The following is a 22,111-nucleotide window of genomic DNA, read 5'->3' as shown; positions in this document are numbered from 1 at the left end:
ATTCTGCCGGCGCATCATCTTCGTACTTTAAATGGAAGCAGGTCTAGGACCATGGCGAGAAGTGCGGTAAGCCGATGTTTAGGTTCTGCCAAGGGAACCGTGTCTATGGTTCCTCTTTCGATTGGCGTCTCAGCGCGCGTTACGACTTCCCTGATGTCGAACCTAGGATCGCCAACCTCATCAGGTGGGAAATGCGGGCAGTCTTTTGACGCCCTCCGGCCGAGGCGTTCGGAAACGGTCATCGTGCCCTGATTTGCGTCATACGCGTAATACGCCGATCGGACAGGCCTCCCGTGCCAAGGAGTAAAAAGCTGTACGAGCAAGCCAACCGCAGTAGAGGCGAGGATTCCATTGGGCCAGACGACCTGGGGCTTTCCGCCCGCATCGCCATATTGACCTGCTTCTTCGGTAAGGGCGCTATCCGTCACCACCCCAAGGCAGCGCAGGCAAGGCGTGCTCGGAGAAGATAGCACAACCTGGCCGGCAACCAGGAACTCATCTGCATCACCGAGTCGATGCACATCCATTCCCATATCGATGTAGGGAGTCAAGAACCGTCGGCAAAACGCTTCGAGCTCACTTTTCGCGATGATACGGTCGACGCCACCGATGATGATGTCGCAAGCCCGCAGATGTTCTGCAACTTCCTGCCATTTTGCCTGATGGCAAGCGATCCGAGCTTCGGGGTTGACACTGAGAACCACGCGTTTCGCTATCTCGGTCTTCGGACGAGCCTCAAGAACATCCTCCAACGTGCCGCCCACCAAACGGTTGAGATTGGTTTCGGAGATGACGTCGTCATCGACGAGAACAAAGCCGCCCACACCCAAATGCGCCAGTTGCTGAACGACGTGCGAATTGCCACCACCAAGGCCGACAAGGCCGACTGTCAGATCCTGAAGAACCTGGTCACTGTCCGGCCCAAGAAAACTCTGTCGATCAAGCCAGCTCATTTGTCGCTCCAGTCTGCTCGGATCGGAGCAGATATGCGCTTGAAGGAATTAATCGGAAAAGCGGGACGATCTGGCCCCGCCCAAAGCAACCCGTGAACGGAATCGTTGCTCAGGACGAGGAGGCCGTGCGGCATGCGTGGAGCCGTCTCGGCAAAACCGGGAACGAAGGAAGCTGCACTGTCCAGATCGACCCGGCTGAAGCCAGGGCGACCGCGGCCGCCATGCGTGTGTACATGCAGAATGGCGCTCGGCGGCCGGTAGCTTGCCTGGGCAGCCTTCCGCATCGCATTTGAGCCTATCTGCGCACCCACGCTCGGGTGCCGTTCGTAGTCATCATCTGCCACCGTTTGATATCCCCGAACAAGCAGCATAATCCCGCCCTGCCCATCTGAGGCCGCCGCTGCAAGAAGAAAGCCAACGCGCTCGTGAGCGAACGAGTGGGGACGGTGGAGGTCCGCTCGAACTGCATCGAGAAGATCCCCACCAATTTTCAAACAGACATTCATTGCAGTGGCCCCAGGTGAGCAGCGAGGATTTCTTCCCAGCCCAAAGAGGCGTCAACACCGTTCCAGGACATCGCATGCCATGTCGTTCCTGCCACTGTGTGAGTGGTCCAGTTCTGCCCACGGCTCGGAAAAGGCTTCTTTAGGAACAGGCGGGTGGCATAGCCGCTATGATAACCGGGCATTAAGATGGCATCAACAGGGACTGTCGTGCCCGCATGCTTGACTTTGAGACCTGGCAGAAAGACGGCCGGCTGGCCGCCCTCCTGCCAAAGCTCCGCTTTCGGGCAGATCTTGCGCATCTTTTGCATTTCAACAGTTGGCGTGCTCATGACGACTGTCCTACGGGCGGGTGAGAGGAAAATTCCATGCCATCGCGAACCTTGACCAGTTCGCCAGGCTTCAGCTCGTGGAATTCGCCGTCCCCGCTGATCTGGTCGAGTTTGTAACCAGCCGGGACAGAGAAGGCCGCCAGCAATTCTTCGGTGGTCCACTTGCGGCGCTCGATTTCGTACGCTGTTTCTTTGTAGTAGACAGTCACCGTCTTCTTCATTTTCCGAAGCTTGAATCGCTCGACGGTGGGCGGCGAGAGATCAACCAAAGCATCGTCTTCAAATTCGACCTCACCATCATCGGTGTCGAGCACCAAGATCTGATCGTCTTGAGCGTAAGCCAAGAACTTGATGTGCTTTGCCGCCAGCAGAGCCTGCGGCCATTCCATGGCACGCCCTTCAACGGAGAACCGGTTGTTGCTCGGCCCCTTCACGACGAAAAAGCGCACAATGCCCGGATCTTCCAGGTCCACCAGCTCCGTTGGCCGGATGGTTTCGAGGTCACCACTCTTCAGATGACGGAGAATGGCGAAATCTTCGACCGGGTAGGCGTTGGCGATCTCAGCAATCTGAGCGCCGACAACCTTCGCATCTGAGATACGCGCCTTCTGAAACGAGAAGGTCTCGTCGCTCCATTCGATTTCGTAATGCTTTTTCTTGGCCATAGCTTGGGCCTCACCTGCTGCGTCAGAGATCCGCATCTCTTTGTCCTTTCGCTGATCGAGCGTCTTTGCTCGCCTCAATATGGAACAACAGAATCGGCGGCGTGTCTACACGGTCAACATTAATTTTTGGTAATGTTTGTGACACTCACATCTTATGTGCATGCTATTGACATTTGTTGCGAACAGTTGTTGTTTTGTTCACATGTCCGACATGGAAATTTATAGAATCCTCGGCTTGGCTATTGCCAAACGTCGAAACGAACTGGGACTCACCCAAGCAGATGTTGCTGGGCGGATTGATCTAACGCGAGCTTCTTTGGCGAATATTGAAACCGGACGGCAAAAGGTCCTCCTTCACCAGGTTTTCAAACTTGCCAACGCCCTCGAAATCAATTCGATTACAGATCTGGTACCAGCGTCGTTCCAGTTCGCAGAAAATTCAGAACCCGTTCAATTTGAGGGAAGCGATGTCAATGACCGCGAGCGCGCGCAGCTGGAGCATTTCGTCCGCACACTTGGGTCGCGTTAGTCATGGCTGATAAGCTATCAGCTCGCGAACGCGCTTCGGAGATCTTGGCACAATTCAATGTTCGGAGCGCACCGGTTCCTTTAGATCGGATTGTTCGAAGCCTTGGCATAACTGTTCAATATGCCCCCTTCGACGGCGACTTATCTGGAATGGCGTTTATCAAAGATGGGAAAAAAATCATCGGCGTGAACGCGTTGCATAATATAACGCGTCAAAGGTTCACTATTGCTCACGAACTCGCTCACTTCATGCTTCACGAAGAGCGGCTCGCGTCAAAGGTTCACGTCGACAAGGGAGTTCTCAGACGCGATACGCTTGCCTCGCAAGGCACCGACGATGTCGAGATCGAAGCAAATAACTTCGCTGCCGAGCTACTTATGCCCAAAGCGGTCCTGATTGAAGCGCTCGGTGGTAAGAACTTTGACCTAGAGGATGAGGAGGCAATCGCCATGGTCGCCAAGAAATTCAAGGTCAGCTCTGTAGCCTTACAATACCGCCTTCAACAACTGTAAAAGGACAGGACACGTGGGGTTTGTGATCTACGACTTGGAAACGAGTGGGCTTCACAAACGGTTTGACCAGATTCTGCAGTTTGCTGCGATACACACCAACGACGAGCTAGAGCCGGTAGACCCACCGTTGCACATGAGAGCGCGCTTATCGCCTAGCATCTTGCCTTCGGCCGCTGCCCTGCTCGTTACTGGTCGTTCGATTGAAGAAATCACCGATCCTAAATTGCCGTCGATTCATAGTGTGGTTCAAGAAGTCCATGCCGCATTCGTGCGGTGGACCCCAGCCATGATTCTGGGGTTCAACTCGATCAAATTTGACGAAGAGCTACTCCGCCAAGCTTTCTACCAAAACCTTCAACACCCTATCTACGTCACCAACATAAAAAACAACCGCGGCGACGTATTGAGACTGGCACGCGCCGTTGCACTGCTCGCGCCGGAGGCAATGACGATCCCAAATATAAACGGGCATCGCTCTTTTCGACTGACTGATATTGCTCAAGCGAATGGCCTGCACATCGAACATGGCCACGACGCTCTCTCCGATGCGCAAACTACATTGGAGTTGTGCCGAATGATACGGAACCGTGCTCCCGATGCTTGGTCGAGCTTCTCAAGGTTTGCACACAAAGCAAACGTAATCGAATTCATACGAGAAGAAGAGGCATTTGCACTATTAGGCGAGCGAGCTGAAAGTGACTTTGCTTGCGTCACATTCGTAGCCAGTCATCCTACCGATACGAATTTACACTACTGCCTCGATCTCACAGCAGACATCCCTGCGCTACAGGAGATGTCCGTAGACGAGCTGTGCCTCGCTATTAGCCACAAAGGTGGGCCCGTTCGAGCTCTACGAGCTAATGCCTCTCCTGCGATGGCGCAGGTCTGGGAGTTGGAAACTCAAAATCTCCTCCCCATGCCAGCTCAAGTTATAGAGCGTCTAGCAAACAGCGTACGCGCCGATGAAGAGTTTTTAGACAGATTGGCGGCCGCAATTCAATCGAATCAACGGGTATGGCCAGCTTCGGAACATGTGGAAGAGCAGATCTATGATCGCTTTATTCCCAATGGTGACTCTGACCTTTTTTCCGGGTTTCATCGAACGGATTGGTCAGAGCGCCTAAGCTTCATCGCGAAGTTCTCTGATCCTCGTGTCAAACGTCTAGCGCAACGCTTGATACTACAGGAGGCGCCACATGTACTTGACCCACAACGACGATCTGCATTGACGCATGAAGTGGAAAAACGCCTTGATGGTTCAATCGCTGATGCACCTTGGACAACTGCACCGAAACTTTTGGCAGAAATCCAGGCTCTTTCGGCCGGATGCTCTGAAAAGGGGCGGCGCATCTTGGATGGCCTAAGTATCTATCTTTCGACACGGTTCCCTTAAGAGTCTGCCCCAGCTTGGTTGCCCTGTCGGATATTTAGACCACCCCCCACGCCCGAAACCTCCCCCTGCCCGTCATCTCACGCAAGCCCAGCTCCAAAACAATCCGCCGCGCCGCCTGCGGCGTCACATCCAGCGTCTTGGCCACCATCCCGGCCGACACGAGCGGTTTCGCCATCACCAGCTCGACCAGTTCCGGCAGTTTTGAAGACGTCCGGCGTCCGTCCAGCTTTCGGTCCATCATTGTCTTCGCAAGCGTCAGCCGGTCACGCTCTTTCAAGCCAATCTCAGCGGCTGCAACAAGGCCATGGGCGATGGCAAGCAGCCGAGTCTCGCGATCGCGATGGCGGCGCCGATCCACCGGGATGGTTCTGAGGCCAGCATTGACGGCAGCGACATGGGCACCGGTGGTAACGCCGGCCTGGCGCAAGATCGACGCGGCCAGCAGCCGGCCGAGCCAGGGCGCGTGCTGAAGGACGGAGAGTTCGTTCCAAGCATCAAGGGTGACGATCGCCTGCAGCACCGCCGGCAGATTTTCTGCCTGCCGCAGCACGCCGCGCCATTCGTCGAGCCTTGAATCCTCGTCCCAGTCGAGATCATAGATCATCGGATCTTTTTCGGCCCCGCCGCCGCGGCCGGGACTTGTCGCGTTTGCGATCGTCGCATCCGATCGGGCGAGCACGGCATCGATGGCGGCGTAGTCGATGCCGGGAAGATTTTCGATGTCGTCGACATCTTCCCCCTCCCCTTCCGCATCGATCGCCACCGCCGGCCGAACAACTCCGGCCGTCGTCGCCTCGTCCCCGCCGCCCGACCCGATCTCCGAGGTTTTCCGCAGCGAGCGGATGCCGGCGGCGGACAGCGCCCAGTCCGGTGACTGGGCCGCGACGCGTCGGCGGGTGCGCAGCACGTCGCGGGCGATTGTCAGCTCATGGGTGGGTGTGCGAATATCGCGGGTGGCGTCATGGAGGACGAGGTCTTCCAGGTGGACGAGTTCGCCATCGATCCACAGCGACGCGCAGGCGTCGGCAAAATGGCTGCGTTCGATACAGCCTGCGCCAACCGGTGAACGGGCGATACGCTCGTCCAGGCGCGTGAGGGCGGTACCAGCGTCGAAAGCCGGCCGCATCAGGGCTGTCATGCTGATTTTTGCGAGATCGTAAGCCATTGAAATCATGGTAAATGATTTCTTATAGGAACTCTATATGAATATTACAGTTCTTCACATGGTACGTTTGAGGGTTTGAGCCCTAACCATCGATAAGTATTGCTTATCGGATGTCATGCGTACAAACATCTTGTACGGACCTGCAATTGTGATATAGTGCGCTCACGACCAAAGTTCGGAGCCGGCGATGCCACAAACCAGCTACAAGATCAGCGAAGCCCGCAAAAATTTCGCAGAAGTCCTCGAACGTGCTAACCAGGGCGAGGAAATCGTCATTATGCGCGGCAACGAGATTTATGCCCGTATCGGCCCTGCGGCCGACGGCGGCAAACGCCCTTTCGGCCTCCTGCGCCAGCGCGGCTTGCCCGACGACCTGTTCGACACGACCGACACTGAACAGGCCGCGATCGACGCTGGCGATTGGAATGACAACACCGGCATCTGGCAAGGCAAACCCAGCGACAGACACAGCACGAAATGAGGATCCTACTCGACAGCCATGCAATTTACTGGTGGACCATCGGCAGTGATCGGCTGTCCACGAGAGCGCGAACGTTGATAGAGGACAAGGCCAACAGTGTCCTCGTCAGCGCAGTGTCGTTCTATGAGCTGGACAATAAGATGCGGCTGAACAAGCTTGACCTCAAACCGCAAGAGCTGCGAGCAGCTGTCACGGCCAGCGGACTTCAGACCCTTGCGATCTCAGACCTGCATGCCGAATTGGCCGCCGCATTCGACTGGGACCATCGCGATCCTTGGGACCGGATATTGGCAGCTCAGGCCCGACTTGAACACTGCACCTTCGTCTCAAACGATCTTGTGTTCGATAAGATCCTGCATGAACGTACCTGGTGAGGCGGACCGACATGAAGATCATCGTGGAAATTGCCGATGCAGCAGAACGCGCCGAGGAGTTAATCGAGCGTGTGGCTCAAGGCCACGAAATCCTGTTCTGCCGTGATGGCAATCCTGTTGCGGAAATGAGCCCAGTCACAAAAGGCACCGATCTGTGGGACGAGCTCTGGGCGCTGATGGCCGCAGATCGTGACCACGTGCCGGCGGGCACCACCTCCAATCACGACGAGTTCTACGACGAACACGGTCTGCCGAAATGAGTGCTGTCAATCGCCGCGTCCAAGAACTCGACACCATAGCCGCTGTGTTGCCGCTCGAGCGGAGGGACGAACTCGCCGAGCTGCTGACCGACCAGGATGTCGAAACCTTGCGGCATCTGGTCAACGAAGGCATGGGCGACAACACGTTGCGGGCACTCACCTCCGACCTGGCTTACCTGCAAGCTTGGTCACTTGCCGCCACCCACGTCTCCCTGCCCTGGCCGGCGCCAGAGGCGCTGCTTCTCAAATTCGTCGCGCATCACCTCTGGCAACCACAACAGCGTGAGAGCGATCTCGACCACGGCATGCCGGCCGATGTCGAGCGGAGCCTGCGGGACCAGGGTTTTCTGCGAACGACAGGGCCTCACGCTCCCGATACGGTGCGGCGCCGGCTCGCAACCTGGTCAACATTGACCAAGTGGCGCGGCATGAGCGGACACTTTTCCTCCCCTGCTCTCAAGTCCGCTATTCGGCTGGCCGTGCGGGCGACGCCACGCCCCAGAAAGCGCAAAAACGCCAAGGCGGTCACCGGCGACGTGCTCGCCAGGATGCTTGCAACCTGCAACACCGATAGGCTGCCGGATTTGCGTGACCGCGCGATCCTGATGGTCGCCTTTGCCTCCGGCGGGCGCCGCCGCAGCGAGATCGCCGCCCTGCGCACCGAACAACTGACCGTCGAGGCGCCAGTGGCAGTCGACAACGGCCCTCCCCTGCCCTCCCTTGCGGTCCATCTTGGCCGCACGAAAACCTCCGGCGCCGATCAGGACGAGATCGTCTATCTCACCGGCCGACCGGTAGAAGCACTGAACACATGGCTTGCTGCTGCCAGGATCGACAAAGGCAGCGTGTTCCGGGCGATAGATCGCTGGGGCAACGTTTCTCGCCGCGCAATCGATCCCAAAGCGGTCAACGATATTGTCAAGTTGCGGGCTCGAAAGGCGGGCCTTGATCCGACGGAGTTTTCGGCGCACGGGTTGCGATCGGGATATCTGACGGAAGCTGCCAACCGTGGCATTCCGCTGCCCGAGGCGATGGAACAGTCCCGTCATCGCTCCGTGCAGCAGGCTTCTGACTATTATAACAGTGCGACCCGGCGCAGCGGCCGGGCTGCAAGGCTGGTGTAAAGCTGACTCGTGTCGTTGCCAGGCATGACCATTGAAGATTGGCGGCTGGCGGTGGCAGCATCGATGCGCTTGGCCCCGCGAACATGATGCGATTGGGTATCGTCGGAACTGATAGCAGCAGGTCAGGCAATCCTCGTTGAACTTTTCTCGAAGTAGAACGCACTCAGCTCCGCGGCGGTAACGGGTTTGCTGAATAGGTATCCCTGCAACTCATCGCAACCAGAGAGCCTGAGCACTGTCGCCTGTTCCTCGGTTTCGATCCCCTCTGCTGTTACCGGGATATGCAACGCGTTCGCCAGTGCTATTGTAGCATGGAGAACTGCACCGCCATTGTCGTCGCTGTCCAACGCCAAGATGAGCGACCGGTCGATCTTCATGCGGTCGAACCCGAATTGGCGAAGCGTGCCGATGCTTGCGTAACCGGACCCGAAATCATCGAGAGAGATTTTGATGCCGGCTTGCCGGAGGCCTGTGATGGCGCGCCCAGCTTGTTCCGGATCGGAAATCAAAACACCTTCAGTGATTTCAATACAAAGCCGACGCGGATCAAAGCCAGCGCTTGCAACTGCAGCAAGGACATTCTGCACAAACGCTGGGTTTTTAAGTTGTAGTGGAGAGACGTTGACGGAAAGCGAAATCCCCGGCCAGCCGCCCGCGGCAGCCAACGACTTCGTGAGGACCTGCATTCCAAGTACATCGATCAGCCCAGATCTTTCCGCCAATGGGATGAACATGTCCGGGCCGTATCGTTTGCCGTCGGGGGTCTGCCACCGTGCGAGCGCTTCGACACCGCAGATTGCGCCAGATCCTGCCTGAACCAGGGGCTGATAGGCGACATCGATACCATCGCCAGCCAACGTTTGACGCAGTAGAAGCTCCAAGTGGTCCTGCGCTTTTGTATCAGCGTCGAATTCGTCTTCAAACTCCACTGTGATGCCACGACCCAGAGCTTTGGCGCGGTAGAGTGCAATGTCAGCACGGCGGATGAGTTCTCCCACTTCGACCGCGGAGGCTTCCGTGGACGCCACTCCTACGCTTGCTCCGATTTCAATTGTACGGTCTCCCAGTTCAAATACTCTCTGCAGGGCTATCTGGATTTGCGCACCCAATGTGGGGGAGCTTGTCGTGGTCTTAACGTCAACTGTGACGACAGCGAACTCGTCTCCACCCAAACGTGCGATCAGAGAATCCTTTGGGAGCGTCTTAGACAAGCGATTGGCAACGCCGACAATCAAATCGTCTCCGACGGCATGACCCCATGCGTCATTAACGCCTTTAAAGCCGTCCAGATCAATGAAGTGAAGCCGCATGATGGCGGCTGTGTCAGAGTAGCTAGTTGAGACTTCCCTCATCTTCTCCATCAGTCCAGACCTATTCAGAAGACCTGTCAGGGCATCATGCTCAGCCTTAAATCGTGCTCGGCCCTCGTTGGCTCGAAGTCTCGCTACTGTGAAAAAACCGACCGCGCCGATAGCACACAGGAACAGGACAAGGATCACGGCTGCTGTACGCAGCGTTCCTCGAACTGTCAGATAACTTTTAGTCCCAGGTTGTTCCGCCGGCCAGTTAAGGTAGGCCACGTTACGCCGAGACACGTCCGTCAGGGGAACCGAAAGCTTTGTTTTGGAAGGAGCCCGATCAAGCGTAAGGCCCGCGATCGAAAAAGTTTCGGACACTTCGGCTACGGCTGAGTCCGTGAGGTGTTTGGCAAATACGAGAATATGGAAAGTTTTAGAGTCGACTGTATTGTCGATGACGCTCGGCTGAATTGTGGCAGCGCCTATGAGAGCAATACCTTTGGACGTTCGTATGAAGTGGACGGGGATCGGGTCGGTTTTCGAAGCCGATCGCGCCGCGACCAGCATCTCATTGAGACCATTACCCAAGAAGTCCAAGAGTTTATTCCCGATATCCTCACCGTTGTGGTAGGCCACCACGACCTCGTCCTTGGCGTCCAGAACGACCGCCGTGTCGTAGAGTGGGTAATCAGCTGTCGTCGACGCCCAATTCTCAATAATCCATTCCGCCTTGGTCTCAGGAGCGCTGACTTTCTGGAAAGCGTCGTCCCAAAACGCATTGTCCCGGATCGTCGCACCGAGCTGCTTTCTCAACGAATGCAGCGCGCCGACGGCCGCAGCTGTCGATCGCGCGTCGTCGATCGCGTCGGCCGTGTGAGTGATGGTCTGAATTGATCGCGCGACCAGCCCTGCCAGGAGAGCAGTGACCAGTATGAAAACGAGTGCGATTGAGGCAGCCGAAAATTGTTTGCGGCGAGCGGAAGTGAATGAACTGGACAGCATGGAGACGCTTTCATGAGACGCATTATTACATGTTCCCGCGATCCGTGTGGGAACTGCAGAATGGCGTCATGCCCGCGTTAAGCGCTGCTTTTTGTAAGCTACACAGGCGACATGAATTAATCCTAAAGCGGATCGTATGTGCAGGCGTAAAGCACAGAACTGGTCTAGCCATCACGAGTCTTAGGACTATGTGATGGATGGAAAAGTTGGACAAACCATAGAGCGTAGCATGGCTAATCCGAAGATCGGTTTGGACGAAGCACAATCAGAGTTGAAAATCCGGGGTCTCAACGCCGACATTCGTCGCCCCTCGGTCGCTGCCCTTCTGACATCGATCGATCTTGCCCATCATTCCCTGGGCCCGAGGCAAAGTTGGGACCCGTCACTTTCATCGGTCATTGCCCTTATGGTCGACAGCCATTTCCCGATGTTTGTTGCCTGGGGCGACGAACTGACATTTTTCTACAATGATGCCTATGCCGAAATACTCGGCAACAAGCACCCCGCTGCATTCGGCGCGAAATTTAAGGATATCTGGCACGAGATTTGGGACGATATTTATCCGCTGATCGACAAGGCCATGAATGGCATCGCGACTTACAGCGAAGATTTGCCCCTCATCATGAACCGGGCGGGATATGACGAACGCAGCTGGTTCACGTTCTCATATTCCCCGGTCCGGGACGGGTTTGGTGTCGTGCGCGGAATGTTCTGCGCCGTGACCGAGACGACGGAACGGGTACTGCTGCAAGAGAGGCAGAGTTTTCATCTCGCCCTGGAAGAGGCGCTGAAGGACATCGCAAGTCCCGTCGAAGTTATGGCGATCGCCTCTGAAGCGCTCGGTAAAGCTCTAGACATCGCCCGGGTCGGTTACGGCGAAGTCGATGATCAAGCAGAGCACATCATTGTCGAGCGTGACTGGACCGACGGTCGAATTCCCAGCGTAGCAGGCACATACCGAATGAATGACTTCGGCCCTCCGATCATTGAAGAGCTGAAAGGCGGACGCGTCATGTGTGTCGATGATGTTGATAATGATGAGCGTGTAGGAGATATGGCAGTCGCGTTTCACGCCATCGGATCGCGAACGGTTCTGGCAGTTCCCCTCATCAAGGAAGGCCGTCTCAGGGCTATGCTTTTTCTGCACCATCCCCTGCCTCACAAATGGACCAGCAATGACATTGCTCTTGCAACAGAGGTTGCAGAACGGACGTGGTCCGCCGTCGAGCGTGCAAAATCAGACGTCGAGAAAAGGCGATATACGGCGCGCCTGGATTTCCTGGACGCGCTTGGTAAGGCGACCTCCATTCTGACGAATGCGGACGATATCCTTGCGGCTACCACAGAGATGCTGGGAGAACACCTCGGCGTTTCCAGCTGTGCCTACGCGGATATGGACGATGACGAAGACGGCTTCACCATTCGTGGTGACTGGGCCGCGCCTGGGGCGCAGCACATCAAGGGGCGTTATCGCTTGAGCGATTTTGGAACGCTAGCCGTTACAGAGCTGTCCGCAGGTCGACCGCTTATCATCGATGACAATCTGAAGGAGATCGCGCCAAACGAGGCCGCGACTTTCCAGAACATCGGCATTGCCGCGACCATTTGCATGCCCCTCGTCAAGGGTGGAAAGTTGACTGCTCTCATGGCTGTCCACCATAGATTGCCCCATTCTTGGACGTCGTACGAATTGGCTCTCGTAAAGGAAGTCACCGACCGATCCTGGGCGCATGTTGAGAGGGTCAGGTCTGAAGCCGCGCTTTTGGCCAGTCAAGCAGAATTGCGACGAGCCAACCATGTCTTGGAAGAGACGGTTGTTGAGCGAACAGGTGAACTCATGGCGGCGGAGGAGTCACTTCGTCATGCGCAGAAAATGGAGGCAGTCGGCCAACTCACAGGCGGGCTTGCACATGACTTCAACAACCTGCTCGGTGGAATTATCGGGAGCCTCGAGGTCATGCAATCGCGTCTAGCACAAGGCCGCCTCAGCGAGATTGAGCGCTACCTTACGGCAGCATCGGGAGCGGCCAAGCGCGGAGCCTCTCTCACGCAACGGATGCTGGCGTTCTCCAGGCGTCAGACGCTAACCCCCAAGCCGACTGACGTGAACAAACTCGTGGATTCCATGGTCGATCTTGTCCTTCGCAGCGTCGGGCCTGCTGTCAAGGTTGACGTCGCTTTCGCGCCCCAGGCGTGGCCGGTGATGGTCGATCCGGGGCAACTCGAGAGTGCTCTGCTAAACCTGTGCATCAATGGACGCGATGCAATGGCAGGCAGCGGTGTATTGACGATAAAGACCGCGAACCGGTCTTTCGACGAGCGGGCCGCTGGGCTACTGCGTCTTTCAGCTGGCGACTTTGTTGAGATTTCCGTTTCCGACACAGGCACAGGCATGTCGCCGGACATCATAGCGCGCGCATTTGATCCGTTTTTTACCACAAAGCCGATCGGCGAAGGCACCGGGTTAGGTCTGTCAATGGTCTGGGGTTTTGCGGGACAATCTGGAGGTGGTGTTAATATTTTGTCTGAGGTAGGCAAAGGTTCTACGGTTTCCATCTACATACCGAGGGGTGCGGACCAGATCGCTGCAGAAGACGGAAACCGGGAGGAGACGGAGGCTTCCAGCCCACTCAGTCACACAATTCTACTGGTGGACGATGAACCGCTTATTCGCATGGTGACGGCTGACGAGCTAAATGAGCTTGGTTATGTAGTAATTGAATCAGATGACGCGGCAGGAGCGCTTAAAATCATCGAGTCTGGTCAGGAGATACATTTGCTACTGACGGATGTGGGCCTCCCAAACGGGATGAATGGCCGGCAACTGGCCAGTGTGGTTCGCAATAAAGTACCGAACTTGCCGGTTTTGTTCATAACCGGATACGCCGAAAGTGCTGTACTCAATCAAGGTCACCTCGAGTCAGGAATGGAGGTTATGACCAAACCATTCGACGTGAAGACATTAGCGAAGCGGGTCCGGGATTTAATTGACAAGACTAAGGTCGCTGGTGCAGTCGGTAATAGCGTGGCTTTTTCCGACCGCAGCTAATCTCAGTTTCTCACCATCAGCGTACTCAGTTGCCCAATACCGGAAAGATGTTCAGGTCATTCAGCGCGGCTGCCAGATTGTCCAGACTGCAGGGGTTGCGGACCCGAATGTCCTTCGCGAAAAACCCCAATGTGAGCTGTTCTCTCAAGCTCGCGCTGACGGTGAACACCTCTCATCGTTGAAAAGATACGGCGATCGTGAGTGCGATATTACTCAACTGCCACTCGCTTCTGGGCCTCAGAAACTTCGGCGCGCGAGCCACACAATGAACGTGCAAGTCTCAATGCTGCTCGCATTCTCGGTACCAGTTTCTCAACGCATTCTTGGCCGGATAAACTAATTGGCGGATCGTCGCCTAAACCGCTTGCCGAGCTGATATACAGCTCGACCGCCCGAATTCTCTCTGCATGAGAATACCTGAACTACCTGCTCCTGGTCCAGGGTGTCGTCCGCATCTCCACCGGCTCAGTTCTGCGTCGAAACCAACACTCTGCCTTATCGGACGCGGGTCACGACTGGCTTGACCGCCCGGGCCGATGCCTTCAGTCACATATCGCATTTGGCGATCTCAATGTTATCCTTTGAACCCTGAACATCACACCAATCAGTGTACAGAAGCTGACGTCGGAGCGTTGATCACCAACGACCAGGGGCCGATATATGTACCGATGAGGCCAGTGGCTAAGTCATCAGCCGATTGGCGGCCATCAAGGTAGAGCTGGGTTGCCGCCTCGGCGAGCGCCTCAAGCTCCTTCTCGCCCGGATCGACTTCATAGAACTCACACCAAGCGGCGACAGCCTGTGACACGATGTATACGTCTACCCGTCTGCTGTGATTGCTGACCATCCTGCGGTCCTCTCGAGAGTTTGACCGCCCCCACAAACTTAGGCCCAGCCAGCTCTTGCTTCGTCTCAAATTCGCTTTGAGGAAGATAAACACAAAACCGTTGGCGTTGTTCCTCACGCCTCGCTTCAAACGCCGGTTTTACGTGGGTCATTCTTATAGCCGGATAGGGGTGGAGATGCCTGGCTGAGAATCCCGGCGGCTTTCCAGTAAGCGCCAGCGCCATTATGCGGCAATGTGCGGCAGAGGAGCCTAACCTCATGACTTTTTTCAACCGAGTCAGGGCACAGTGGAACACGTGGGCATTCTGCGAGTTGAAAGCTCGTGAGCACCTGTCGACGTCGACCAGTACGCACCACTCCTAGCATGGTTGACTGGTGATCGTCGTTCGCTCCCACATCACTCTTTTCGAGGACGTTTGGATGCCAGACATTGAAAAAAGATCTCCTGCCGCGCGCTCATTCGAGCAAGAGCAAGCGCGCCAGGCACAAACTGGATTTAAGGAGGAATCTACGTCGGGTGCGCCCGCACCTCTCGTCGATGAAGCGTTGGCCGCCAATCGACTTTGGAAGGAGCAGGAAGAAGTCAACGCCCTGCAGACAGAAGTCGCACGGCTTCAGGATGCTGTCGTGAAGGGGGTACCACGGGTCGGACGTTTGGCCATCGAGGAGATTGCCAGAACACGTCGCGACAGGCCATTGATGGTGGCCGTAATGATTGGAGCAATCGCCTTTTTGATGGGCGCGACACGCTGATTGCTTGCCGGGGACCGCGGTCTCGAAACACGACGACGACACTGGCAGAACATTCGCTGACAATGGGTTGGCGGCATGTCATGCGGAATGATCGCGTTTACCTGCTAGCGCCCATCGGCATTATCCGCTGCACCATCCGATGGAACGGCTCAACGTCTTCAGGTGATCAAATGCCTAAACCCTGTAACCGGAGAATCCCATGCCTTTGACGTATCAGATCGGCGAACATGACGGCGGATATGCGTATCGTGTCAACGATGTCTGGTCCGAGCCTTTCCCAGACCATGCCACAGCTTTGGCGGCGGCAAAAGCTGCGTCGTTGCGACAGCAACTTGGTGGAGAAGATGCGGACATCAGCTTCGAAACTGTGGACGGCCAGTGGCAAACTGAACATGTATCCGGTGGCGATCGTCCGGAAACACGGGTCGTTGACACGATCCCCAATGCGTAAGGCGGAACAGATGCCGATCCGAGCGCCAATCGAGCGCAAGCAGAAGCAAGCAGGATAGCATCGGCTTCGACCAGCGGTCAGACCCATTTGGCATCAACGAACCATGACACCGACCAGACCGAGTTCGGGCTCTCCGTCGAGAGCCAGGAGCAAATACGTGATGCCACGACGACAGAGGAGACAGCCGTCGAGCTTCCCAATGTCTACCGGCTAGAGCCGACCGCCGCTCCAACTGATCCACGGTGGGACAATTCTCCGAACCAAGGCGTTGTCGTGGTTGCGGCCAAAACAGCGGGGGATGCACGAATTGTTGCATCCCAGCGCGAGCTGGATTTCATGGAGGTGGACAGCGCTCCGGCGGAAGACGTTACGACCAGCCATGCGAGTGCCTTCAGATTGGAAAAACTCTATACTGTGATCGAGCTCGAACACGGTCGTCGCGATCTCGCTAGAGGTGTTCTGGATGGCAACATATCCGTGGCGACGATCAAGCCTGTGCAGGTGTAAATCGCGACTTTATCCGACCTTTTCGATGTTCAAGACCAGTGCGGACGAAATATTTTAATTGAGGCGCGGTCGAGGAAAAGCCAGCGTCTCGGTAAAGGTCCTCAAGATATTCAGCCTGCGGAGGCGATAATTTAGGGGTCCTAAGGCTGCGTCGGGTATTTAACCGGTGCAACTGGAGTTCTGGATTTTTGTTAGATGAGGCTGTGCGATGAGATCCGAGCTAATAACTTCGCAGGTCCGCCAGGGGCAAGGCGTCGTAACCATCCCTACGCCCTGGAACGGCCATCGACTTCCTGCCATTGCCGACTTGACTTCCGTGTTTCGAGACCCACGTTGTTTTACAACAGGCAGTGAACTGTCGCTCACTCTGCTCTTTTAAGTTGACTTGCCCGCAGAGTTCAGCGTCCTTTTATTCACGCAACCTGTCGGGGGCGAAACCTTCGAGAGGCTGACACCGATGTTTTTGTCTTTTTGATTACGCGAACCATTGACGACTTTAGCCAAAGCACGTTTTGCGCAGATCGTATTGCCTCGTCTCGATGAAGGCTATCGCCTCGCGCGCTGGTTGACCGGCAGCGCATCGGATGCGGAAGACGTGGTGCAGGAAGCATGCATCAGGGCCTATCGCGCTATCGAAAACTTTGCCGAAGGCAATGCGCGGGCCTGGTTCCTGACCATCGTTCGCAACGCAGCCTATTCCTGGCTGCAGCGTCACCGGCCGTCCAAGCTCGTCTCACTCGAAGACATGCCGATTGAGGCACAGCACGAGGTCGAAACGGGCGGCATCCTGGTTGCCGCAGTGCCGACGCCGGAAGACCTGCTTCTTGCCAAACAGCGCTCGGTCGCGTTAAAAAATGCCGTGGAGAAACTGCCGCTGCATCTCAGAGAAACGCTCGTGCTCAGAGAATTTCACGGACTGAGCTATCGGGAGATTGCGGCAATCAGCAATGTGCCTACCGGAACCGTCATGTCGCGTCTCGCCAAAGCCAGGCAGTCGCTTCTGTCTCTATTGAAGGAGACAGACCATTGACGATCGACAATCAGACCCTTCTTTTACTGAATGCCTATCACGATGGAGAACTGTCACCGGGCGAAGCGCTGTCGATGCAGGACAGGATCGATAGGGAACCGGAACTGGCCGCAATGATGCGCCGCCTGGCGAACCTTTCCTCCGATCTGACAGATGCACTCCCTGGCAACCCGGTACCGGACAGCTTGCGCAGCACCGTCATCGCCTCGCTTTCGCTTGATGTGACCGGTGACGATGGGGCTACGGACGAGCGTATCGACGAGAACGCCTCTATGCTGGGGGCTAATTCCCGAGCTGCCACACCTTGGCGATCGATGGCGGCTTCGCTCGTGATCGGGGTCGCGGCAGGCGGCCTCGCTGGTGGCTATGTGATGTATCTGTCCCAGGAGGAGCGGCAGGTCTCGACGATCGAACACGAAATCCTTGCCGCCCATCTGAGAGGCCTGATCGCTCCACAGCCGTTCGACATCGCCTCCTCGCAAAGCCATGTCGTGAAGCCATGGTTCAACGGAAAGACGACCATTGCGCCGACAGCGCCGGACTTTTCCGCACAGGGCTTTCCGCTCGTTGGCGGGCGGGTGGATGTCATCAGCGGACAGGTGGTTCCGACCATGGTCTTCAAGCGCCGGCAGCACACGATCAGTGTCACCGTCACGACGTCCAGTGGGATGGCGGTGAGCGCTTCAAACGTCGTCGACGGCACGAATGTCCGGCGGTGGACCGTAGGTGACCTGACCTACTGGGCCGTGTCAGACCTCAATCCCGCGGAATTGTCTTCCTTCGCCGCGCTCTACGAAAAGACGCTCTCCGGATCTCAATAATAATTTCCGCTCCACGCGAATAAACCTCTGCAGCTCCCGGTTTAATCAACCAGAGAGGCGGGGGTATCCATGAGCGAAATTGCATGTCTACTGGCGGGTGCGGGCGCCGGATTATCGATTGCAGCTCCGTTCGGTCCGACCAGCATGATGTGCGTTGAACGCACGCTGGCGGACGGCATGCGCGCCGGCATTGCATCCGGTCTCGGCGTCGCTACGGTTCACCTGACTTACAGTACACTGGCATTCGTCGGTGGGATGCAGATCATGAGCCGTCCGGAGAACGCAAGTTTCCTGGCCTTTGCAGCCGGATTGCTGCTCCTTTATTTCGCGGCCAGACTTTGGCGGCGCGAACTCGTTGCCGTCACGCCAGGCGGCATCCAGCCGAGTTTCAGCCGCGCCTATTGTAGCGCGATTGGCTTCGGCTTTCTCAACCCGGTGACGCCGGCGCTGTGCGCGGCGGCGCTGGCCGCGTTCTCAAGCCAGATAGCGGCGCCAGGCGGGCTTTTGCCCATCGGCGTTTTCCTCGGCTCGTTTGCTTGGTGGCTGCTGCTCAGCATAGGCCTGTCGCGGCTCAGGCAACGATTGACCCTTGGCGCGCTGACCCTGGCGAACCGCGGGGCTGCGATCTTTCTCGCCATTTTCGGATTGTCGATGTTGCTCAAGAGCTGTGCCGGCTTGAGCCAGGTCGGCCTCTAAGGGCGAACCTTCTGCCAGATCGTGTTTTCAAGGGCGACAATACTCCTCGCAGAACCCCTTCCCGAGGCGCCGTGGACCGGAGGCCGCGCCAAATCTGCGCGCGGCCTCCGGTTTTCGTGGGACCCCTTATGAAGACCTCAGGCGATGATATAGAAATCCGCGGCCGTCAGGCTAAGACCCTTATCCAGCAGCGCGAACTGCACGGCCTGGCCACTACCACTGCCATCGGCATCGTACCAAAGCGCGCCGAGAGCCTTGTCGTAGATAATGCGATCGGACGTATCATGTGCCTTGGTACCGACGTAGAACGCGGAATTACCAAGGCTGCCGACCGCGCCAGCCTTGGTAAAAATGTCGTCGTCGAGGCGGATTGTATCGTCAAGCGTGATAAAATCGCTGATCTCATCAATGTTCGTCGAGGCGAGCTTCGTATCGAAGACAAACACGTCCTTGCCCGAACCGCCGACAAGCAGGTCTTTTCCGAGACCGCCATAGAGTCTGTCATTGCCTGAACTCCCCCAAATGGAGTTGGCGCCAGCGTCTCCGGTCAACACGTCATTATAGCTCGAGCCAACGAGGTTCTCGATCGACGAGTAGGTATCGCCTTTCGCGTCGTTGGTGTTCAGTGTCACGTTGGAAAGGCTTGCGACAACGCCCTTTGTCGCTCCGGAATAAGAGGCGCTGTCTGTGCCGCTGCTACCCGACAGTCGGTCGGCTCCGGCACCACCGATCAGCGTGTCGTTACCACTGCCTCCGCTCAGGGTGTTGACGCCTGCGTCACCGGTCAGGCGGTCGCTGTAGTTTGTGCCGGCGAGGTTCTCAATCGATGAATATATGTCGCCCAACGCATCGTTGGTATTCAGCGATGAATTGACAAGGCTTGCGACAATCCCCTTCGTCGCACCGGAATATGAGGCGGTATCCGAACCGCTACTGCCAACGAGTTTGTCGGCTCCTCGGCCACCGATCAGCGTGTCGTTGCCGCTGCCTCCGCTGAGTGTGTTGGCGCCTCCGTCACCGGTCAGCCTGTCGCTATAACCCGTGCCGGCCAGGTTCTCGATCGACGAATAACGATCGCCCTTCGCATCGTTGGTATTCAGCGATGCGTCGAAAAGGCTGGCGACGACGCCCTTCACCGCGCCGGAATAGGAGGCCGTATCCGTGCCGCTGCCGCCGGACAACCGATCGGCGCCAACACCACCGATTAGCTTGTCGTTGCCACTCCCCCCACTCAGGGTATTCGTGCCCGTGTTACCCGTGAGCACGTCATCATGGCTCGTGCCGACTAGGTTCTCGATTGACGAATAGCGATCACCCTTCGCATCGTTGGTATTTAGCGAGGCGTTGGAAAGGCTGGCGACGACGCCCTTCGTCGCGCCGGCATAGGATGCCGCATCTGTGCCGCTGCTACCGTACAACCTGTCGGCGCTCGAGCCGCCAACCAGCACGTCATTGCCAGCGTCCCCATACAGGATATCCGTCCCGGCTTCGCCATAAAGCACATCGGAATCCTCGTCGCCGGAGATCGTGTCGTTGCCTTTGCCGCCATACAGCGTGTCGGAGCCGGCCTCCCCGTTCAGCGCATCATTCCCCTCGCCGCCATAACCGGTGTCGTCACCCGCCCCTCCCCACAGGACATCATTATCCAGCTCGCCGTTCAGCGCATCGTTGCCGGCGTCGCCATAGAGGGTGTCGATGCCTGCGCCGCCCTTGAGATCGTCGTTGCCGTCGCCGCCGTAAAGCAGATCTTCGCCGTTCTCGCCGAACAGGTAGTCATTATCCTGCTCGCCATAGAGTATGTCGTTGCCCGCATTGCCGTTCAGCGTGTCGATACCAACCCAGCCGAACAACTGGTCATTGCCATCGTTGCCGGCCAGGTTGTCGTCACCCTCGTTGCCGGCAAGCACGTCGTCGTCCTGCTCACCAGCCAGCACGTCGTTGCCCGTGCCGCCGTAAAGCGTGTCGTTTCCGATGCCGCCAAAAAGCGTGTCATTGTCCTCGTTGCCGAAGAGCGTATCGTTGCCGTCTTGGCCGTAAAGGATGTCGTCGTTCTGTTCGCCCGCCAACGTGTCCTTTCCGAGCCCGCCGATCAGCGTGTCGGCGCCGATCCAACCGTAAAGCTCATCGTCGCCGGCACCACCATCAAGCGAATCGTTGCCTTCGTGGCCGTAGAGAAAATCGTTGTCTTGCTCGCCAAGGATCTGATCATTGCCAAGCCCGCCATCAAGAATGTCGGATCCAACCCACCCGGCAAGCAGATCATTGCCGTCGCCGCCATAGAGATTGTCGTTGCCTTCGTCCCCGTAAAGCGTGTCATCACCCTGTTCGCCGTTAAGCACATCGTTGTTCTGTCCGCCGGACAGCAGATCATTACCCCACCAGCCGAACAGCTGGTCGTTGCCATCCCCGCCCCACATCTTGTCATTGCCGTCGTCACCATAGAGCTTGTCGTCGCCCTGCTCGCCGTACAACTCGTCCTCGTTTGCGCCGCCGGACAGCAGGTCGTTGCCGAACCAACCGAAAAGCTGATCATTGCCCGCAGCACCATAAAGGCTGTCATTGCCACCGTCGCCCCACAGCTTGTCGGGACCGCCGCCACCATCGATGATGTTGTCGGCATAGTTGCCGAAGATTTCGTCGTCGCCGGAGCCGGTGACGATCTTTTCGAAATTGCCGACGTCATCGGTGCCGATCTGCGCGCCGATCGCATAACCCGCCTCAGCGTTGATATCGTTTACGCGGAGGTCCATGAAAACACGCTGGGACGTCTGGTAGATCAGCGTGTCGAAACCATCGCCTCCCCACAGAAGATCGTTCTTGCCTGCAGTCGTGCTGGCATAAGCGGTATCGTTACCCGATCCTCCATCAAGGTGGTCGGCCCATCGAGTATTGCGAGTGTTGAAATAGTCAACGGATGAGTAAAGGATGTCATTGCCATTTCCGCCGGAAATGTGTTTGGCGCCGTTGCCCCCTGAAATCTGATCGTCTCCGTCGTCGCCAAATAAGCGGTCTGTCCCGCCTCTGCCGTAGATCAGGTCGTTGCCGCCCCGTCCGGAGACCCATTGGCTTGCATTGTCGTAGTCATAGAGAAAATCGTTGCCCTCGGTGCCTCCTGCAAAACCTAACAGTTGTTGAAACTCGTTTGAAAACTGTGTCGCCGCATTGAAATAATTGATTGCCATATGAACGTCCCTTCATCCAGAGGTTAGCCGTGCTCATGCCTGAGCAAGGGGCCGTCGACGCAAAACGGTGTGGCGCCAATCGGACACTTCCTGATAGAAAACCGCGGGACTGGGTGGTTTATTCGCGGAAAGACAATATTTATTTCAGCCTCATGGCAGGCGCGCGGAGCTAGCGCTCTTTCGGA

Annotated in this window: 22 protein-coding genes and 1 pseudogene; 14 read left to right on the top strand and 9 right to left on the bottom strand. The window is 56.8% G+C overall.

The window, feature by feature from the left end:
* Positions 1-14: 14 nt before the first annotated feature.
* Genes ASG68_RS08600 through ASG68_RS08585 form a run of 4 tightly spaced genes read right to left on the bottom strand, consistent with a single transcriptional unit; the run spans position 15 to position 2,489 of the window.
* Positions 15-953, bottom strand: a complete 939-nt coding sequence (locus tag ASG68_RS08600) for a HesA/MoeB/ThiF family protein (protein WP_082553975.1) — start codon at positions 951-953, stop codon at positions 15-17.
* Positions 950-1,459 (bottom strand): hypothetical protein, encoded by a 510-nt coding sequence (locus tag ASG68_RS08595; RefSeq protein WP_062609409.1) that lies wholly within the window; start codon positions 1,457-1,459, stop codon positions 950-952. Before ASG68_RS08595 ends, ASG68_RS08600 begins: the two co-directional genes overlap by 4 nt.
* Positions 1,456-1,788: a hypothetical protein gene (locus ASG68_RS08590; protein WP_062609408.1), complete on the bottom strand. Its 333-nt coding sequence runs from the start codon at positions 1,786-1,788 to the stop codon at positions 1,456-1,458. Before ASG68_RS08590 ends, ASG68_RS08595 begins: the two co-directional genes overlap by 4 nt.
* On the bottom strand, positions 1,785-2,489 hold the full coding sequence (locus ASG68_RS08585; RefSeq protein ID WP_082553974.1) for a multiubiquitin domain-containing protein: 705 nt from the start codon (positions 2,487-2,489) through the stop codon (positions 1,785-1,787). The genes ASG68_RS08590 and ASG68_RS08585 overlap by 4 nt, the downstream gene beginning before the upstream one ends.
* 166 nt (positions 2,490-2,655) lie before the next feature.
* Between ASG68_RS08585 and ASG68_RS08580 the strand changes: the two genes are divergently transcribed.
* The 3 genes from ASG68_RS08580 to ASG68_RS08570 are packed head-to-tail and all read left to right on the top strand — an operon-like array spanning position 2,656 to position 4,887.
* Complete coding sequence (locus ASG68_RS08580; protein WP_062609404.1) at positions 2,656-2,982, top strand: helix-turn-helix transcriptional regulator; 327 nt, start codon at positions 2,656-2,658, stop codon at positions 2,980-2,982.
* Positions 2,983-2,984: 2 nt separating this feature from the next.
* A complete protein-coding gene (locus ASG68_RS08575; protein ID WP_062609402.1) occupies positions 2,985-3,494 on the top strand; it encodes an ImmA/IrrE family metallo-endopeptidase in 510 nt (169 codons plus the stop codon).
* 13 nt (positions 3,495-3,507) lie between these two features.
* Positions 3,508-4,887, top strand: coding sequence for an exonuclease domain-containing protein (locus ASG68_RS08570; RefSeq protein WP_062609400.1), 1,380 nt, complete (start codon positions 3,508-3,510; stop codon positions 4,885-4,887).
* A 34-nt stretch (positions 4,888-4,921) separates the two neighbouring features.
* Here the strand turns inward: ASG68_RS08570 and ASG68_RS08565 are convergent, their stop codons facing one another.
* Positions 4,922-6,061 (bottom strand): RHE_PE00001 family protein, encoded by a 1,140-nt coding sequence (locus ASG68_RS08565; RefSeq protein WP_062609399.1) that lies wholly within the window; start codon positions 6,059-6,061, stop codon positions 4,922-4,924.
* A gap of 178 nt (positions 6,062-6,239) precedes the next feature.
* On the opposite strand from ASG68_RS08565, the gene ASG68_RS08560 reads away from it, so the two are divergent.
* The 4 genes from ASG68_RS08560 to ASG68_RS08545 are packed head-to-tail and all read left to right on the top strand — an operon-like array spanning position 6,240 to position 8,291.
* Complete coding sequence (locus ASG68_RS08560) at positions 6,240-6,533, top strand: type II toxin-antitoxin system Phd/YefM family antitoxin (protein ID WP_062609397.1); 294 nt, start codon at positions 6,240-6,242, stop codon at positions 6,531-6,533.
* The gene (locus tag ASG68_RS08555) at positions 6,530-6,907 is read left to right on the top strand and encodes a type II toxin-antitoxin system VapC family toxin (RefSeq protein ID WP_062609395.1); all 378 of its coding nucleotides are present in this window, start codon (positions 6,530-6,532) and stop codon (positions 6,905-6,907) included. The genes ASG68_RS08560 and ASG68_RS08555 overlap by 4 nt, the downstream gene beginning before the upstream one ends.
* 11 nt (positions 6,908-6,918) lie before the next feature.
* Positions 6,919-7,167 (top strand): type II toxin-antitoxin system Phd/YefM family antitoxin, encoded by a 249-nt coding sequence (locus ASG68_RS08550; protein ID WP_244484151.1) that lies wholly within the window; start codon positions 6,919-6,921, stop codon positions 7,165-7,167.
* On the top strand, positions 7,164-8,291 hold the full coding sequence (locus tag ASG68_RS08545) for a tyrosine-type recombinase/integrase (RefSeq protein WP_062609393.1): 1,128 nt from the start codon (positions 7,164-7,166) through the stop codon (positions 8,289-8,291). Before ASG68_RS08550 ends, ASG68_RS08545 begins: the two co-directional genes overlap by 4 nt.
* A gap of 122 nt (positions 8,292-8,413) precedes the next feature.
* On the opposite strand, the gene ASG68_RS08540 is transcribed toward ASG68_RS08545, so the two are convergent.
* Positions 8,414-10,591: a putative bifunctional diguanylate cyclase/phosphodiesterase gene (locus ASG68_RS08540; protein ID WP_062609387.1), complete on the bottom strand. Its 2,178-nt coding sequence runs from the start codon at positions 10,589-10,591 to the stop codon at positions 8,414-8,416.
* A gap of 229 nt (positions 10,592-10,820) precedes the next feature.
* Here ASG68_RS08540 and ASG68_RS08535 point away from each other — a divergent pair, with 229 nt between their 5' ends.
* Positions 10,821-13,640: a GAF domain-containing protein gene (locus ASG68_RS08535; RefSeq protein ID WP_062609385.1), complete on the top strand. Its 2,820-nt coding sequence runs from the start codon at positions 10,821-10,823 to the stop codon at positions 13,638-13,640.
* A gap of 212 nt (positions 13,641-13,852) precedes the next feature.
* On the opposite strand, the pseudogene ASG68_RS32220 reads toward ASG68_RS08535, so the two are convergent.
* A pseudogene (locus ASG68_RS32220) lies at positions 13,853-14,038 on the bottom strand (IS3 family transposase); the annotation flags it as partial.
* Positions 14,039-14,244: 206 nt separating this feature from the next.
* Positions 14,245-14,487 (bottom strand): hypothetical protein, encoded by a 243-nt coding sequence (locus ASG68_RS08530; RefSeq protein ID WP_062609499.1) that lies wholly within the window; start codon positions 14,485-14,487, stop codon positions 14,245-14,247.
* A 419-nt stretch (positions 14,488-14,906) separates the two neighbouring features.
* On the opposite strand from ASG68_RS08530, the gene ASG68_RS08525 reads away from it, so the two are divergent.
* The 6 genes from ASG68_RS08525 (at position 14,907) to ASG68_RS08500 (ending at position 18,744) form a co-directional block, all read left to right on the top strand.
* Positions 14,907-15,239: a hypothetical protein gene (locus tag ASG68_RS08525; protein WP_062609384.1), complete on the top strand. Its 333-nt coding sequence runs from the start codon at positions 14,907-14,909 to the stop codon at positions 15,237-15,239.
* 199 nt (positions 15,240-15,438) lie between these two features.
* Positions 15,439-15,690, top strand: coding sequence for a hypothetical protein (locus ASG68_RS08520; RefSeq protein ID WP_062579176.1), 252 nt, complete (start codon positions 15,439-15,441; stop codon positions 15,688-15,690).
* Positions 15,691-15,777: 87 nt separating this feature from the next.
* Positions 15,778-16,197, top strand: coding sequence for a hypothetical protein (locus ASG68_RS08515; RefSeq protein WP_413813996.1), 420 nt, complete (start codon positions 15,778-15,780; stop codon positions 16,195-16,197).
* Between the two features lie 526 nt (positions 16,198-16,723).
* On the top strand, positions 16,724-17,227 hold the full coding sequence (locus ASG68_RS08510) for a sigma-70 family RNA polymerase sigma factor (RefSeq protein WP_320416504.1): 504 nt from the start codon (positions 16,724-16,726) through the stop codon (positions 17,225-17,227).
* A complete protein-coding gene (locus ASG68_RS08505) occupies positions 17,224-18,048 on the top strand; it encodes an anti-sigma factor family protein (protein WP_062609382.1) in 825 nt (274 codons plus the stop codon). The genes ASG68_RS08510 and ASG68_RS08505 overlap by 4 nt, the downstream gene beginning before the upstream one ends.
* Positions 18,049-18,117: 69 nt before the next feature.
* Entirely contained in the window at positions 18,118-18,744 is a 627-nt protein-coding gene (locus ASG68_RS08500; protein WP_082553971.1) for a LysE family translocator, read from the top strand.
* A 137-nt stretch (positions 18,745-18,881) separates the two neighbouring features.
* Here ASG68_RS08500 and ASG68_RS08495 read toward each other — a convergent pair whose 3' ends face one another.
* Complete coding sequence (locus ASG68_RS08495) at positions 18,882-21,926, bottom strand: calcium-binding protein (RefSeq protein WP_062609379.1); 3,045 nt, start codon at positions 21,924-21,926, stop codon at positions 18,882-18,884.
* Positions 21,927-22,111 lie beyond the last annotated feature (185 nt).

Origin of the sequence: Rhizobium sp. Leaf453 (assembly GCF_001425605.1) — a bacterium.
Taxonomy (GTDB): Bacteria; Pseudomonadota; Alphaproteobacteria; order Rhizobiales; family Rhizobiaceae; genus Pararhizobium.
This window is presented reverse-complemented; position numbering and strand designations above follow the sequence as displayed.